At 61.4% G+C, this 15,169-nt stretch carries 15 protein-coding genes; 9 read left to right on the top strand and 6 right to left on the bottom strand.

The annotated features are described in order from the left end of the window. Positions 1–48: 48 nt before the first annotated feature. Entirely contained in the window at positions 49–651 is a 603-nt protein-coding gene (locus tag G5137_RS11560) for a nitroreductase family protein (RefSeq protein ID WP_216953036.1), read from the top strand. Positions 652–829: 178 nt separating this feature from the next. Here G5137_RS11560 and G5137_RS11555 read toward each other — a convergent pair whose 3' ends face one another. Further along, entirely contained in the window at positions 830–1,768 is a 939-nt protein-coding gene (locus G5137_RS11555; RefSeq protein ID WP_421255403.1) for a LysR family transcriptional regulator, read from the bottom strand. A 135-nt stretch (positions 1,769–1,903) separates the two neighbouring features. On the opposite strand from G5137_RS11555, the gene G5137_RS11550 reads away from it, so the two are divergent. The 3 genes from G5137_RS11550 to dcuC are packed head-to-tail and all read left to right on the top strand — an operon-like array spanning position 1,904 to position 6,068. After that, entirely contained in the window at positions 1,904–3,718 is a 1,815-nt protein-coding gene (locus tag G5137_RS11550; RefSeq protein ID WP_421255402.1) for an adenine deaminase, read from the top strand. Positions 3,719–3,734: 16 nt separating this feature from the next. Next, positions 3,735–4,652 carry a ribonucleoside hydrolase RihC gene (rihC, locus tag G5137_RS11545; protein ID WP_421255401.1) on the top strand — a complete coding sequence of 306 codons (918 nt, stop codon included), beginning with the start codon at positions 3,735–3,737 and terminating at the stop codon, positions 4,650–4,652. 54 nt (positions 4,653–4,706) lie between these two features. Continuing rightward, a complete protein-coding gene (dcuC, locus tag G5137_RS11540; RefSeq protein WP_042029811.1) occupies positions 4,707–6,068 on the top strand; it encodes a C4-dicarboxylate transporter DcuC in 1,362 nt (453 codons plus the stop codon). Positions 6,069–6,278: 210 nt separating this feature from the next. Here dcuC and G5137_RS11535 read toward each other — a convergent pair whose 3' ends face one another. Beyond that, positions 6,279–6,947 carry an HAD-IA family hydrolase gene (locus G5137_RS11535; RefSeq protein WP_216953031.1) on the bottom strand — a complete coding sequence of 223 codons (669 nt, stop codon included), beginning with the start codon at positions 6,945–6,947 and terminating at the stop codon, positions 6,279–6,281. A 20-nt stretch (positions 6,948–6,967) separates the two neighbouring features. Then, entirely contained in the window at positions 6,968–7,213 is a 246-nt protein-coding gene (locus tag G5137_RS11530) for a hypothetical protein (RefSeq protein ID WP_421255400.1), read from the bottom strand. A 116-nt stretch (positions 7,214–7,329) separates the two neighbouring features. Between G5137_RS11530 and G5137_RS11525 the strand changes: the two genes are divergently transcribed. Then, positions 7,330–8,238, top strand: a complete 909-nt coding sequence (locus G5137_RS11525) for a LysR family transcriptional regulator (protein ID WP_216953030.1) — start codon at positions 7,330–7,332, stop codon at positions 8,236–8,238. Between the two features lie 90 nt (positions 8,239–8,328). Here G5137_RS11525 and G5137_RS11520 read toward each other — a convergent pair whose 3' ends face one another. From G5137_RS11520 to G5137_RS11510, 3 genes are all read right to left on the bottom strand, one after another. Next, the gene (locus G5137_RS11520; protein WP_421255408.1) at positions 8,329–8,985 is read right to left on the bottom strand and encodes a cold shock domain-containing protein; all 657 of its coding nucleotides are present in this window, start codon (positions 8,983–8,985) and stop codon (positions 8,329–8,331) included. Between the two features lie 132 nt (positions 8,986–9,117). Next, positions 9,118–9,684 carry a cysteine hydrolase family protein gene (locus G5137_RS11515; RefSeq protein ID WP_421255399.1) on the bottom strand — a complete coding sequence of 189 codons (567 nt, stop codon included), beginning with the start codon at positions 9,682–9,684 and terminating at the stop codon, positions 9,118–9,120. 49 nt (positions 9,685–9,733) lie between these two features. Further along, on the bottom strand, positions 9,734–10,897 hold the full coding sequence (locus G5137_RS11510; RefSeq protein ID WP_421255398.1) for an FAD-dependent oxidoreductase: 1,164 nt from the start codon (positions 10,895–10,897) through the stop codon (positions 9,734–9,736). Positions 10,898–11,162: 265 nt separating this feature from the next. Here G5137_RS11510 and miaB point away from each other — a divergent pair, with 265 nt between their 5' ends. From miaB to corC, 4 genes are all read left to right on the top strand, one after another. Continuing rightward, on the top strand, positions 11,163–12,596 hold the full coding sequence (gene miaB, locus G5137_RS11505; protein ID WP_005335132.1) for a tRNA (N6-isopentenyl adenosine(37)-C2)-methylthiotransferase MiaB: 1,434 nt from the start codon (positions 11,163–11,165) through the stop codon (positions 12,594–12,596). Between the two features lie 54 nt (positions 12,597–12,650). After that, the gene (locus tag G5137_RS11500; protein ID WP_158112964.1) at positions 12,651–13,694 is read left to right on the top strand and encodes a PhoH family protein; all 1,044 of its coding nucleotides are present in this window, start codon (positions 12,651–12,653) and stop codon (positions 13,692–13,694) included. Continuing rightward, positions 13,691–14,155, top strand: a complete 465-nt coding sequence (gene ybeY, locus G5137_RS11495) for an rRNA maturation RNase YbeY (protein WP_421255397.1) — start codon at positions 13,691–13,693, stop codon at positions 14,153–14,155. The genes G5137_RS11500 and ybeY overlap by 4 nt, the downstream gene beginning before the upstream one ends. Before the next feature lie 95 nt (positions 14,156–14,250). Continuing rightward, positions 14,251–15,135, top strand: coding sequence for a CNNM family magnesium/cobalt transport protein CorC (gene corC / locus G5137_RS11490; RefSeq protein WP_203118663.1), 885 nt, complete (start codon positions 14,251–14,253; stop codon positions 15,133–15,135). Positions 15,136–15,169 lie beyond the last annotated feature (34 nt).

Below are 15,169 nucleotides of genomic sequence, written 5' to 3'. Positions count from 1 at the left end.
CACACCGTCCATCACCGGCTGCAACGCCAAGCAGAACAAGGAGATGTTATGAGCAGTCCGTTTATCGAACAGATCAAAGCACGTCGTACCATCTATGCCCTGGGCAGCCAGGTGTCCCATACACCGGAACAACTGACGGCCCTGATCCAGGATGCCATCAGGCACAGCCCCTCCTCCTTCAATTCCCAGAGCTCCCGCGCCGTCATCCTGTTTGGCGCCCAGCACCATAAGCTGTGGGATATCGTCAAAGCCGAGCTGAAAAAGATCGTGCCGCCGGAGGCCTACGCCCAGAGTGAGGCCAAGGTGGATGGCAGCTTCCGCGCAGGTTTCGGCACTGTGCTGTTCTTCGAAGACACCGACGTCATCAAGGATCTGCAGCAAAAGTTTGCCCTCTATGCAGACAACTTCCCCATCTGGTCGGAACATGCCACCGGCATCGCCCAGTTTGCGGTCTGGACCACCCTGGCCCAGGAGAAGATCGGCGCCTCCCTGCAACACTACAACCCCCTCATCGACGAGGCGGTACGCAAGGAGTGGAACCTGCCAGCCAGCTGGCTGCTGCGTGCCCAGATGCCCTTTGGCAGCATCCAGCAACCGGCCGGCGACAAGACCTTCATCGACGATGCCACCCGTTTCCGCGTTTTCAAATAACGGCCAGATAGCAAAACGCCCCCGCATCTCGGGGGCGTTTTTATTGCGACATCAAGAGTTCGGATAGCGATGGTTCATACCGCAATCTGCGGTCGTCACGCACTCGCACCACAGCTCAGGCGGGCAGCGTCACCAGCAGGGATGTCTCTCTAGGTTCCACCTTCACCTCGTGCCAGCCTCAGCCGTGCTGACTACTTAGCTGTTCGATAATGGTGGCGCGCAGCAGGGCTCGCCCTTCGTCGATGCGAGTTGATCGGGAGAGTCCTTTCGCCCACATCAGCGCCAGGGTTCGACTCAGCACTGGCTCGTGCAGCGCCACGACTTTCAGCTGGGGATCGCGCAGGTTCGCGGCATAGAGTCCGGGCAGGATAGCAACTGCCAACCCTGAGCGCACCAAGCCGTAAAGCGTCTCGACATAATCTGTGGTGTATCTGGGCTTGAGCCCGGGCAACTGGCTCTGGGCCAGTCCGTTGACCTGCCGGCTGACGTTGCCTCTGGCAAAGAGGGCGATGTCGCGGCGGGTCAGCGCCTGCCAGCTGATGATCTCTTCCGCTGCCAGCGGATCCTGCCGGTTGATCACCGCCACCAGCGCATCGTCCAGCAGCGGCGTCACCTCCAGCGAGTCGGGCAACTCGCCATCCAGCACGCCAATTCCCGCATCCAGAGCCCCCTCGGCCAGCGCCTGCAACAGACCGTCGTTGGTGTGATCCTGAAACTCGACCCGCAAGCCCGGAAATTGCTGCTGCAGACGGGCGGCCGCCAGCGGAAACATCAGGGTGCAGGCCGACGGGATCAGACCGATGCGCAGGGTGCCATCGCCCCCTTCGACCATCACCTGCTGCATATCGGAAAAAGCGGCGTGGGCTACATTGAGCAGCCCTTTGGCGTGGGGCAGGATCGCCTCCCCCTGTTCGGTCAGGGTAACCGCCTGCGCGGTACGGTGAAACAGTTTACCGCCAAGCACAGATTCAATCTGGCGCAGGGCACTGCTCAGGGCGGGCTGGCTGATGGCCATCTGATTGGCCGTTTCGGTGAAGTGGCGCAGCTGGGCCAGCGTGACAAAATACTGGATCTGCTTGAGAGAGAGCGCAGGCAGACGGCGCCAGGGTTCGGACATGAAATCGACAACCGGAGAAAAACGTTTGCAGCAGCATAACCCTTTCTTATCCAGTTATAAATTCTTTGCGCTATGCACGGGCCAATCCCCTCCTTAAAGTGGGCCCATTATTCCCCTTGTCAGGCCATCTCCTTCATGTGTGAACAAGATGCATCCCTCAACTTGCGCCGCCGCGCCGTGCAGGCAGCCCTCGGCGAAGCCCCCTTCGATCTGCTGCTGACCAACGCCAACCTGATCGACATGGTGACCGGCGAGATCCGCCCCGTCGACGTGGGGTTGGTCGGCCCGCTGATCGCCAGCGTCCATCCGGTCGGCACCTTCCAGCAGGCACGCGAGACCCACGATCTGGCCGGCGCCTATCTCTCGCCCGGTCTTATCGACAGCCATGTCCATGTGGAGAGCTCCCACCTGACGCCGGAGCGCTACGCCGATGTGGTGGTCGCGCAGGGCACCACCACCATCTTCTGGGATCCCCACGAACTGGCCAATGTGCTCGGGCTGGCAGGGGTGCGCTATGCCATCGACGCCAGCCGCAATCTGTCGCTGCGGGTCATCTGCGCCGCCCCCTCCAGCGTTCCCTCAACGCCGGGCCTCGAGATGTCGGGTGCCGACTTCCACGGCCCCGAGATGGCCACCATGCTGGAGTGGCCGGAAGTGGCGGGGATCGCCGAGGTGATGGACATGCAGGGGGTACTGAGCGGCAGCGAGCGAATGACCGGCATCCTGCACGCCGGTTTGCAACGCAATGCCCTGATTGAAGGGCACGCCCGAGGCCTAAGCGGCAACCGGCTGCAAGCCTATCTGGCCGCCGGAGTCAGCTCGGATCACGAACTCACTTCGGCTGCCGATGCGCTGGAAAAATTGCGGGCCGGGCTCACCCTGCAGCTGCGCGGCTCCCACCCCTATCTGCTGCCGGAGATCGTCGCTGCGCTGAAACAGCTGCCCCACCTCTCCTCCCAAATCACCCTCTGTACCGACGATGTGCCACCCGACATGCTGCTGGAGAAGGGGGGCATGATTGCGCTGGTCAAGCTGCTGGCAGAGCTGGGGCTGGCGGTGCCCGACGTGCTGCGAATGGCCACCCTCAATGCCGCCATCCGGCTGCAGCGCAACGATCTGGGGCTGGTTGCTGCCGGCCGCTGCGCCGATCTGGTGGTGTTCGACAACCTCACCGATCTCAACCCGATCTGCGTCTACAGCGGTGGCCAGCGGGTCGCCCGCCATGGCGCCATTCTCAAGCCCTCCGAGCCTGTCGCTGGTTGTCAGGCGCCGCGCGATACCATGCAGATCCCCCTGCGCACGCTGGAGGAGTTCATCATCCGGGTGCCCGGGCTGACTGCGGGGCGTGCCCGCTTCAAGACCATCAAGGGGGCTCGCTTCACCCAGTGGAGTGAAACCGAGGTTGAGGTTCGGGATGGTCAGGTCATCGTGCCAGCGGGATTTATCCTCATCTCGGTGCAACACCGCCATGGTCGCCATCAGGGGGGAACCCGGCTGGCACTGCTGGAGGGGTGGGGCGAGCTGCAAGGGGCCATCGCCACCAGCTACTCCCACGACTCCCACAATCTGGTGGTGCTGGGGCGCGACCCGCAAGAGATGATGCTGGCCGCCAATACCCTGATCGCCAGCGGGGGCGGCATGGCGGTCGTCCAGCAGGGTAAGGTGCTGGCCCACGTTGCCATGCCCATCGCGGGTATGCTCTCCGACCTGCCAGCCAGCGAACTGGCCACCAGCTTCCACGCCCTGCGCGAAGTGAGCGGCAAGGTGGTGGAGTGGGAGCCCCCCTACCGGGTCTTCAAGGCCATCGAGGGAACCTGTCTTGCCTGCAATGCGGGGCCACATCTGACCGATCTCGGCCTCACCGATGGCCTGACCCGCGAGATTGTCGATCCCTTCATCTGCTGCTGGCCCCACGATGCCAGCCAAGCCGATTCCCACCAAGCCGATTAACACCGAGGAGAACAGCGTGAACCCTGTCGCCATTATTCTGGATACCGACCCCGGCATCGACGATGCCGTTGCCATCGCCGCCGCCCTGTTTCACCCCGGGATCGAGCTGGCGCTCATCACCACGGTCGCCGGCAACGTCGATGTCAGCAAGACCACCCGCAACGCCCTGCGCCTGCTGCACTTTTTCGGCCAAGAGGTGCCGGTGGCACAGGGGGCCAGCCAGCCCCTCGTGCGCCCCCTCGACAATGCCAGCCATATCCACGGCCACTCCGGCCTCGATGGTTACGAGTTTGCCGAGCCCGGGCAACAGCCGCTGCCAATCCATGCCGTCGAAGCCATGAAGGCCACCCTGCTCGCCAGCGAACAACCCATTACGCTGGTGCCCATCGGGCCGCTGACCAATATCGCCCTGCTGCTCACCCTGCACCCCGAGTGTCGGGAGAAGATCGCGCGGATCGTGCTGATGGGCGGCTCGGCCGGTCGGGGCAACCACACCCCCAATGCCGAGTTCAATATCTACGTGGATCCCGAGGCGGCCCACATTGTCTTCAGCAGCGGCCTGCCCATCGTGATGTGCGGACTCGATGTCACCAGCCGGGCCACCCTGACCAGCGAGATGATTGCGACGCTGCCCGCCCTCAACCGCACTGGCGCAATGCTCCACGCCCTGTTCGGCCACTATCGCGGCGGCAGCATGCAGACCGGGCTCAAGATGCACGATCTCTGCGCCATCGCCTATCTGGTGCGCCCCGACCTCTTTATCACCCGGGCCTGCCATGTGGCTATCGAGACCCGGGGTGAGCACACCCTCGGCACCACCTCGGTGGATATCAACAACCGGCTCAAACGCCCGCCCAACGCCGAGGTGTGTCTCGATATCGACGTGCCCGGATTCAGGGCCTGGTGCATGGAGACCCTTGCCCGCGCCATCTGATCCCGAACCGCCAGCTCGCTGGCCCATTCACATCAAGAAGAGAGCGTTGGAAACATGCTGGAAATAATTGTCAGCACCCTGATCCTGGTCATCTGCGGCTATCTCATCGCCAAAAACTACGATGCCAAGATAGTGCTGTTTGGCGCCGGGCTGCTGCTGATGTTTGCCGCCGTCGGACTGGGCCACCCCCTGCTGCCTGCGGCGCAGAGCAGCGGCCTCAGCTGGCTTGATCCCTTCGTCCAGATCAAGCAGATCTTCATCAGCCAGATGGGCAATGTCGGCCTCACCATCATGGTGCTGTTCGGCTTCTCCAGCTACATGAGCCACATCGGCGCCAACGATGTCACCGTCATGCTGCTGACCCGCCCCTTGAGCCGCATCCGCTCCCCCTATCTGCTGGTGCCGGTGATTTTCCTCTTGGGCAACCTGCTCTCGCTGGTGGTGCCGAGCGCTGCCAGTCTGGCGGTGTTGCTGATGGCGACCCTCTATCCGGTGCTCAAGGCGTCGAACATGTCCTCCCTCACCGCGGGGGCCGTCATTGCCACCACTGCCACCATCATGCCCAGCCCGCTGGGGGCCGATAACGTGCTGGCCGCCCAGAAGCTGGGCATCCCGCTGGTGGAGTACATCGTCTCCTACCACGCGCCCATCTCGCTGCCGACGCTGGCGTTGATGGCGGTGGTGCACTACTTCTGGCAAAAGGCGATGGACAAGCGCCAGCAGGCGCGCGGCGGACTGGAGGAAAAAGAGGAGTCGCTCGCCGTGCCCACCGGCTTGCCGCCCGCCTACTACGGCCTCTTCCCGGTGCTGCCACTGGTGCTGGTACTGCTGTTCGGCATCTGCTTCACCCATATCTCCCTCGGGCTGGTGGAGATCACCTTCGTCTGCCTGCTGCTCACCATAGGGGTAGAGCTGCTGCGCAAGGGCAATATCAAGGAGACCAGCAAGGAGTTCGCCATCTTCTTTACGGGCATGGGCACGGGTCTGGCTCAGGTGGTCTCGCTCATCGTGGCGGCCAGCATGCTGGTGGAGGGACTGAAAGCCATCGGCATCATAGATACCCTGGTCGATAGCGTGAAGCACATCGACGGGGTCGGCTCGATCCTGATGTTCTTCTTCTCCGGCACGGCGGCGCTGATCGGCTTTATCAGCGGCAGCGGGCTGGCAGTCTTCTACTCCTTTATCAACATCATTCCCGAGATCACCGAGAAGGTCGGGGTCAACAGTGTCGCGGTGGCCCTGCCGATGCAGCTCACCGCCAACCTGATCCGCTCCATGTCGCCGGTCGCCGCGGTGATCATCGTCATCGCCTCGATCACCGGCAGCAACCCCATCGAGATCATCAAGCGCACCTCGGTACCCATCATCTCGGGCATCATCTGCTGCATGACCCTCTCCTACCTGCTGTTCAGCTAAACCAGCTCCATCTGCAGGCGATCAATCCGGTCGCCTGCAGACGTTTTTTTTACCCTCGGTTGAAAGTGAACCCACTGCATGTAAACGCCCGGAAGATAATCGGTGGGGATCGTCTATAACTTTTGCGACCAAGAGCCACATACGCCTGAGTAACTGACCGCCAGCCATCAGGCTCAGCCCCCTAATTCAACTCCCAGAGCTCTCGTGCCGTCATTCTTGGTTGGCGCCCTGCATCGACAGCATCACCAGCAAGGACTCGCCTTTCCCTGACACCACTCTCACCTCGCGCCAGTCGCGGATCACCGCCACCACCGCCGGATTGAGCGGCGCATCGCCCCCTACCTGCACCACGGTGCAACCTGCACGCAGGGCGCTCTCGATACCGGCCGGGGCATCCTCGAACACCAAGCAACGAGCGGGCGACACGCCAAGCCGTACAGCGCCCAGCAGATAGGGCTCGGGATCGGGTTTGCCATTGATCACAGCTTCGGCCCCCACCAGCACGGCCGGCAGCGGCAAACCGGCACAATTCAGGCGGTGACGGGCAACCTGCTCACTGGCGGAGGTCACGATGGCCCAAAGCTCTGGCGGCAAATGGCGCAGCAACTCGCCAGCTCCTGCGATGGCGTCGCCGCCGGTATGCAGCATCTCCAGCTCGTCGAGCCGCGCCGCTTCCCGCTCCACATCCAGCTGCGGGGCCAGCTCCCGGATCACCTCGCGCGAACGTATACCGTGGCACATCGCCAACACTGGCTCGGGATCGAGCAGATGTTCACGACACCAGAGCTGCCATACCTGCTCCACATCGCCTGTCGAGCAGACCAGGGTGCCATCCATATCGAGCAGCAGGGCGGATACCGACAGGGTGATCGTGTTCATGCCAGCACTCATACAGACACTCATACAGGCCCCCCGGCCAGCTCGGGCAGAGAGCCAGAGAGCGCATCGGCAAAGGCCTGCTGCTGGGCGGCACGCTCATAACAGGCGAGCGCCTGCTCGGTACTGCCAGCCCACACTTGCAAGGGGCCGACCACAAACCCCTGTTGCAACAGGCTGGCGAGCAGCTCCCCAGTCTCCGGGGCCGCCAACGGCTGAGCCAGCACCAGCTTGCCCTTGATCAAAAACAGATAACGTTGGGTAGACATGATATGGCTCCTTATTCCGGTTCAGAGGAGGGCGATTCCCCCCTTGCCGAGCCATTAGAACAAGGCGATTAGATAATTTATAATCAATAAATCGCCACTTTGGATAACCAATTGGAATGAAATTCGACTTGAGGCAACTGCAGGCGTTTGTGACGCTGGCCGAGACCGCCAACTACCGGGAAGCGGCCAATCGCCTCTTCATTACCCAACCGGCCCTCACCAAGCAGATCCAGGGGCTGGAGCAGACGCTGGGCTGCACCCTGTTCAAGCGGGGCCGCCATGGTGCCGAGCTGACGGCGCTCGGCGCCCAGCTGCTCACTCAGGCAAGCGCACTGGTCAAACACGGCAGGGAGTTTGAACGTCACGCGCTGGCAGTGGCGAGTGGCGTGGCCGGTCGGCTCAAGATTGGGTTTGGCCTGTCGAGTTTCGCGCTGGCCCCTGCGCTGGTGGCCCGCTTCAAACAGCAGGTCACGGACGTGATGGTCCATCTGCAGGATATGCCCTCCGCGATCCAGCAGGAGCAGCTGCTCTCCGGCCAGTTGCAACTTGGTTTTATGCGTCGGCCAGAGACTCCGCTGTTGCAGGAGCATCGGCTGCTGACCGACCGGCTGGTACTGGCGGTGCCAACCCGGATGACCCAGCCAGATCCGTCATCGTTTGACGTCCAGCAGGCACTGACTAGTCAACCCCTGTTGCAGATGGTGGGCTACCGTTGTCCCGGCCTAACCCGGCAGATCGCCGGGTTTCTCGGCGCCAACCGGCTGACCGGCATGGTTCAAGAGGCAGAGGATATTCAGACTCTGGTGGCATTGGTTGCGGCAGGCATAGGTAATGCCATCCTGCCGCACAGCGTCAGCTTTATCGCGGGCCCGGACGTCACCCTCTATCCCCTCTTTGGCCCCTGTTCCGAGTGGGAGATAAGTCTGGTGTGGAACCCCGCCTTTGCCGACCCGATCCGCGATCGCTTCGTGCAGCTGGTCCTCGATCCCCATCCCGCACCGCACCCAGCCACAATCGATCGCTGACCCAGCCAAAAACTCCCGCAGACGGAACCAGGAGAAGATAGCGCTCAGCAATCGAGATGAATTAATCGGGCCTTTGTGAATCAAAGCATTTCAATTAACACACCACTGATCTTCACAGGGGATGCCATCTCCTTCCCCATCCATCTTGGTACCAGGGCAGTTTTGTAAAAACCAGGTTGCCTCCTCACAGGAGGTCATCTGGGAGCAATGCTGCCGACCATCACACTGGCGAATAAAGGTCGTTGCCTGTGGCGTGCTGACCTCCTCCTGATTGAAAGAGGAGACCGGCAATGGCGCCATCGACTCAGCCGAGAAACGGGAATAGATGGAAAAGAGGCCGACGAGCACCAGCAGAGGGATCAATTTGCCACTCCAGCTGCTCTTGCGACGTCGATAGGGGTTACTCCGCTCTCTGGTAGAAGTGGGTCGTGGCGGCTGACTTGCCGCCCGAAACGATGACGCCGCTGATGATGCGGCCGACGGCACGGCATCCGCCAACGTGAGCGGGCGATCGGGGAAAAAGACCTGTAACGCCCTTGGCTTGCCATCCTGGCCACTGCCGATCAGATAGGTGACACGCTCCCCCGGCTCTGGCACCCGGCCATCTGATTGCAGCGCCGTAACATGCACAAACAGCCCTGCACTGCGTGATCCATTGATTATCTGCTCGGCGCCATTTTGCTCCGGCGTAATAAATCCAAAACCGCGCGCCTCGTTCCAGCTCGCGATCCGTCCCTGATAACGCATCTGTCCATCCTTGTTGTTATCCATGTGAGCACTATCTTGCCCGACAATCATGTTGCCCAAAAGCGCTGCGGCCCGACAGGGAGCCGCTGAGTCAATCTCAACACGGTGATCGGGCGCAGCCTGCGTTAAGGATCAAGCCAGCCGGGACACCTTGATGATCTCGGCGATGCGACCCAACATCCGCAGCGAGGTGTGATGCTCGGTGGCATCTGCGGCGGCGCAGGCATCCTCCAGAATGGTGATGGCGTAGTCGCGATCGTGACCATCCCGCGCTGCCGCCTGAATGGCCCAGCTGGTGCTCACCCCGCACAGATAGAGGTGGTCGATGTGGTTGGCCCGCAGGGCAGGTTCCAGCGCAGTACCATAGAATGGACTCACTCTGGGTTTGGCCAGCACCAGATCACCGGGCTGCACATCAAGGTCTGCATGAAAATCGGTGCCGCTGTCGCAAAGTGAGAGGGCGCCAAGCTGATGGGCCCTGCCAAACATGGGGGAACCCTTGGGTTGCAGCTGATAGCCACCGTCAAAGCCTACCTTGATCAGCACTACCAGCCAGCCATGGGTGCGGGCATGGGCCAGCGCCTGATTGGCATGCGCAATGGCATCCTGCTCCAGCACATGGGCTGCGGAGGCGGCAATGCGCCCGTCGGGGTGGGCAATATCGTTGATAAAATCGATCACCAGCAGTGCCTTGTTCATCACCTTTGCTCCTTCGCGCATTCAGCCCGTGCTATCTGGTTTCTACCTGTCAAACCAGCCCCAGTGCATAGCGCAGCGCCATCTCCTTTAAGGGGCCAGCTTTATCCGCCAGATTGAGGGCCAGATTGCGGGCCAGCTTGAGGGGGCCAATCTCATTGCTGAACACCCCGTAGAAGAGATCCATCCCCGACTGCATCAGCAGGTTGTCAGGACGACGGCGCCGCTCGTAACGCTCGGCCAACGCCAGTTGATGCCAGTCGGCGCCAGCTCCTTGCAGCAGATCAGTCCAGCAGGCCACATCCTTGAAGCCAAGGTTGACCCCCTGCCCCGCCAGCGGATTGATGGTGTGGGCAGCATCGCCAAGCAGCACCACCCGACCGACGTGATAGTCGTTGGCGTGGCGGCGCACCAGCGGGAAGCTCCCCTTGCCGGTGACGGTGAACCCGCCGAGCCGACTCGGGAAGTGGCGGCGCACTTCGGCGGCAAGCCCTTCGTTGCTCATGGCAGTGAGCGCCCGGATCCGGGTCGGGCTGTCATACCACACCAGAGAGCCGTGCTGACCGGGCAGCGGCAGGAAGGCGCGCGGGCCGCTCGGGGTGAACTGCTGCCAGGTGATATCTTCCTGCGCAAAGTCGGTGTCGATATTGATCAGCATGCAATGCTGGCGGTACTCGAAGCGCGATACCCCGATACCCGCCAGCTTGCGGGTGTGGGATTCGGCGCCATCGCAGGCCAGCACCCAGCGGGCCGCCAGCTCGGTGCCATCATCCAGAGTCAGCACAGCTTCATCCGAACTCTGGCGCAGGCTGGTCACCGCCGCCGGGGTGTGGGTCTGGATGGTGGGAAAATCCTCCATCCGTTTGAGCAGGGCGAGCTGCACCAACCGGTTTTCGATGATGTAGCCGAGCTGGGGCAGACCGAGATCGGCGGCATTGAAGCGGGTGGCAAAACCGTCCAGCTCCCAGGTCTCCAGCCGGCGGTAGGGGCAGAGCCGCATCTGCTGCAGATGGTGCCAGGCACCGGCCTGCTCCAGCAGCGCCACCGAGGCCTGACTGATGGCAGAGACCCGCAGATCCAGCGGCTGCTCCGGCGCGTAAGGCTCCGGCAGCTGGGTCTCGATGACCCGCACCGAGAGGCCCTGAGCCGCCAGCAGACAGGCGGTGGCGGCACCCACCATGCCGGCGCCGACGATGGCGATATCACACTGTTCCATACATTTATTCCTGAAAGGGTGCGTCCGGCGACAGCGCCCGGACGTGAACCGGATGGCTGCATGATAGCGCAAGGGCGGCTGATAAACAGTGAGACAAACGGGGAATTGCTGCGTCAAATCAAGGAGAAAGCTTATTGAGCTTGCTGGCAACAGGTATCGGGTGAGCACCATTGCCAGCTGGATATTAGCTAGGCAGTATCCAGATTGCGGAGTAAAATGCGCGGTCCTTTGACCATGCCGATTTCAAAACAAGTCAAGAGAAGCAATGAGCAAGAAACTTCACATTAAAACCTGGGGTTGCCAGATGAACGAGTATGACTCGTCCAAAATGGCCGACCTGTTGGATGCCAGCAATGGCTACACCCTTACCGAAGAGCCCGAAGAGGCAGATGTCTTGCTGCTGAATACCTGCTCCATCCGCGAAAAGGCGCAGGAGAAGGTGTTCCACCAGCTGGGACGCTGGAAAAAGCTCAAGGCCAACAAGCCCGGTCTGGTGATCGGCGTGGGTGGCTGCGTTGCCTCTCAGGAGGGCGATGCGATTCGCCAGCGTGCTCCCTATGTGGATATCGTGTTCGGCCCGCAGACCCTGCATCGCCTGCCCGCCATGATCAAGGAAGTGCAAGAGGGCCGTGGTGCCCAGGTTGATATCGCCTTCCCCGAGATCGAAAAATTCGACAGTCTGCCCGAACCGCGCGCCGAAGGGGCCACTGCGTTCGTCTCCATCATGGAAGGCTGCTCCAAATACTGTACTTACTGCGTGGTGCCCTACACCCGCGGTGAAGAGGTGAGCCGTCCGCTGGACGACGTGCTCTACGAAATCGCCCAGCTCGCCCAGCAGGGCGTGCGCGAAGTGAACCTGCTCGGCCAGAACGTCAACGCCTACCGCGGTCCGACCTTTGATGGCGGCATCTGCACCTTCGCCGAGCTGCTGCGTCTGGTGGCCGCCATCGACGGTATCGATCGCATTCGCTACACCACCAGCCACCCGATCGAGTTCACCGACGACATCATCGAAGTCTACAAAGACACCCCGGAAGTGGTCAGCTTCCTGCACCTGCCGGTGCAGAGCGGCTCCGACCGTATTCTGACCATGATGAAGCGCCCGCACACCATCCTAGAGTACAAATCCAAGATCCGTCGCCTGCGTGCCGCCCGTCCCGACATCACCATCAGCTCCGACTTCATCGTTGGCTTCCCGAATGAGACGGACGAAGACTTTGAAGCGACCATGAAGCTGATCGAAGATGTGGGTTTCGACATGAGCTTCAGCTTCATCTTCAGCCCGCGCCCGGGCACCCCGGCCGCCGACATGCCCGACGATGTCGACATGGAAGTGAAGAAAGCCCGTCTGGCCCGCCTGCAGCACGTCATCAACAACCAGGCGATGCAGATTGGCCGCGCCATGCTGGGCACCACCCAGCGCATCCTGGTGGAAGGGCCCTCCAAGCTCGACCCGATGCAGTTGTGTGGCCGCACCGAGAACAACCGGGTGGTCAACTTCGAAGGCCAGCACACCCTGATCGGCGGCTTTGCCGACGTGGAGATCACCGAGGTGCGTCCCAACTCCCTGCGCGGCAAGTTCATCCGCGGCGAGAGCGAGATGAACCTGCGGATCGCCACCGCCCCGAGCGAAATCCTGGCCCGTCGCCCGGATAACGTACCGGACGAGCTGGGCGTGGCCGCCTTCACTCCCCATTAATCCCCTCCTCCCCATTCGCCCGGCGGATGGGGAGCGCCTTGAGACGAGGATATTTTGAGCCGACACATCTCGACCCTGAATCTGCATCTGGAGCCCGCCGACAACCAGCGCCTTGCCAGCCTGTGCGGCCCCTTCGATGATAACATCAAGCAGCTGGAGCGCCGCCTCGGCGTCGAGATCAGCTACCGTGACAGCCACTTCCAGCTGGTGGGCAAACCGGCCCAGCTGGATGCCGCCGCCGTCATCCTCAAACACCTCTATGTGGAAACCCAGCCCCTCAAGGGTGGCAAGGTGACCGATATCACTCCCGACATGGTCCATCTGGCCATTCAGGAGTCGCGGGTGCTGGAGCAGGATGACGAACCGGCGCCGAGCATCCCCTATGGCAAGGAGGTGACGGTCAAGACCAAGCGCGGTCTCATCAAACCACGCAGCCCAAATCAGGCCCAGTACATTGCCAATATCGTGCGCCACGATATCTGCTTCGGCATAGGCCCGGCCGGTACCGGCAAGACCTATCTGGCGGTCGCAGCGGCGGTGGATGCGCTGGAGCGTCAGGAAATTCGCCGCATTCTGCTGACCCGTCCGGCGGTGGAAGCGGGTGAGAAGCTCGGCTTCCTGCCCGGGGATCTCTCCCAGAAGGTGGATCCTTACCTGCGCCCGCTATACGACGCTCTGTTCGAGATGCTGGGCTTTGAGCGGGTCGAGAAGCTGATGGAGCGCAACATCATCGAGGTGGCGCCGCTCGCCTATATGCGCGGAAGAACCCTCAATGACGCCTTTATCATTCTCGATGAGGCCCAGAACACCACCACCGAGCAGATGAAGATGTTCCTCACCCGGATCGGCTTCAACTCCAAGGCGGTGGTCACCGGTGACATCACCCAGGTAGACCTGCCGCGCAACGCCAAATCCGGCCTGCGCCACGCGCTGGAAGTGCTGCCAGGGGTCGATGGTCTGTCATTCAACTTCTTCGAGTCCAAAGACGTGGTGCGCCACCCGGTGGTGGCCCGTATCGTGCAGGCTTACGAGGCATTCGATGCCAAACAGGCAGCCGAAAAAGCAGCACCCTATTCCGGCAAAGAGAGTGAGCAATGAGCGTAACCCTGGATCTGCAGCTGGCCAGTGCCAGCACTGACGGCCTGCCCGCCGAAGCCCAGTTGCAAGGCTGGCTCGACGGCACCATTCTAGGCTTCCAGCAGGAGGCTGAAGTGACGGTGCGTATCGTCGACGAGGCGGAGAGCAACGAGCTCAACCTCACCTATCGCGGCAAAGACAAGCCCACCAACGTGCTCTCCTTCCCGTTCGAGGCGCCACCCGGTCTGGAGCTGCCGCTGCTCGGCGATCTGGTGATCTGCCGTCAGGTGGTAGAGCGCGAGGCCGAGGAGCAGGGCAAGCCCCTCATGGCCCACTGGGCCCACATGGTTGTGCACGGCAGTCTGCATCTGCTAGGTTATGACCATATCGAGGATGAGGAAGCCGAAGAGATGGAGCAGCTGGAACGCGACATAATGCAAGAGCTAGGTTTTGCCGATCCTTATCTGAACGACGAAGAGTAAAGAACCGGATGGTCATCGTCTTGAAACAGCAGATGGCCATCCTTATATAACCCGAACTATTTCAAGTGTGTTCATACGAGTAACCAAGAGAGAAAATGACCGACGATCACCCTAGTACCGGCTCGCCGAAGAAAACCTGGCTCGACAAACTCAGCCAACTCTTCCAGGGCGAGCCAAAAGACCGCAATGATTTGGTAGACGTGATAGCCGATGCCGAAGAGCGCGACCTCATCGATCAGGACACCAAGGATATGATCGAGGGGGTGCTGGAGATCGCCGATCTTCGCGTGCGCGATATCATGATCCCCCGCTCCCAGATGGTGACCATCGAGAAGTCCCAGCCGGTGGATGCAATCCTGCCGGTGATCATCGAGTCCGGCCACTCCCGCTTCCCGGTGATCAACGAGGACAAGGATCATGTGGAGGGCATTCTGCTCGCCAAGGATCTGCTCCCCTTCGGGTTTGGCGGCCATCACGCCAGCGAGCCGCTGCAGCTCGAGAAAATCTTGCGCCCCACGGTGATCGTGCCTGAAAGCAAACGGGTTGACCGTCTGCTCAAGGAGTTCCGCGAAGAGCGCTACCACATGGCCATCGTGGTCGACGAATTTGGTGGCGTCTCCGGTCTGGTGACCATTGAAGACATTCTCGAGCTTATCGTCGGCGAGATAGATGACGAATTCGATGACATCGAGGATGAGCCGGACGAGATCCGCCGCATCAGCAAACGGGTCTTCTCGGTTAGTGCCCTTACCGAGATCGAGGATTTCAACGACTTCTTCGGCACCCAGTTCAGCGATGAAGAGGTGGATACTGTGGGTGGTCTGGTGATGCACGCCTTCAGTCATCTGCCCAAGAAGGGCGAGGAGATCGAGCTGGACGGCTACCTGTTCAAGGTGATGCATGCCGACCGGCGTCGTCTGCAGCAGTTGCAGGTGAAGATCCCCGAGCACCACGCGGCGGCGCAATCCGAGCCGCAATAAGCAGATCCGCTCAATGTGTGAAACAACGCCCCGA

The organism is Aeromonas sp. 600282, from assembly GCF_049175755.1.
Lineage (GTDB): Bacteria > Pseudomonadota > Gammaproteobacteria > Enterobacterales > Aeromonadaceae > Aeromonas > Aeromonas veronii_A.
This window is presented reverse-complemented; position numbering and strand designations above follow the sequence as displayed.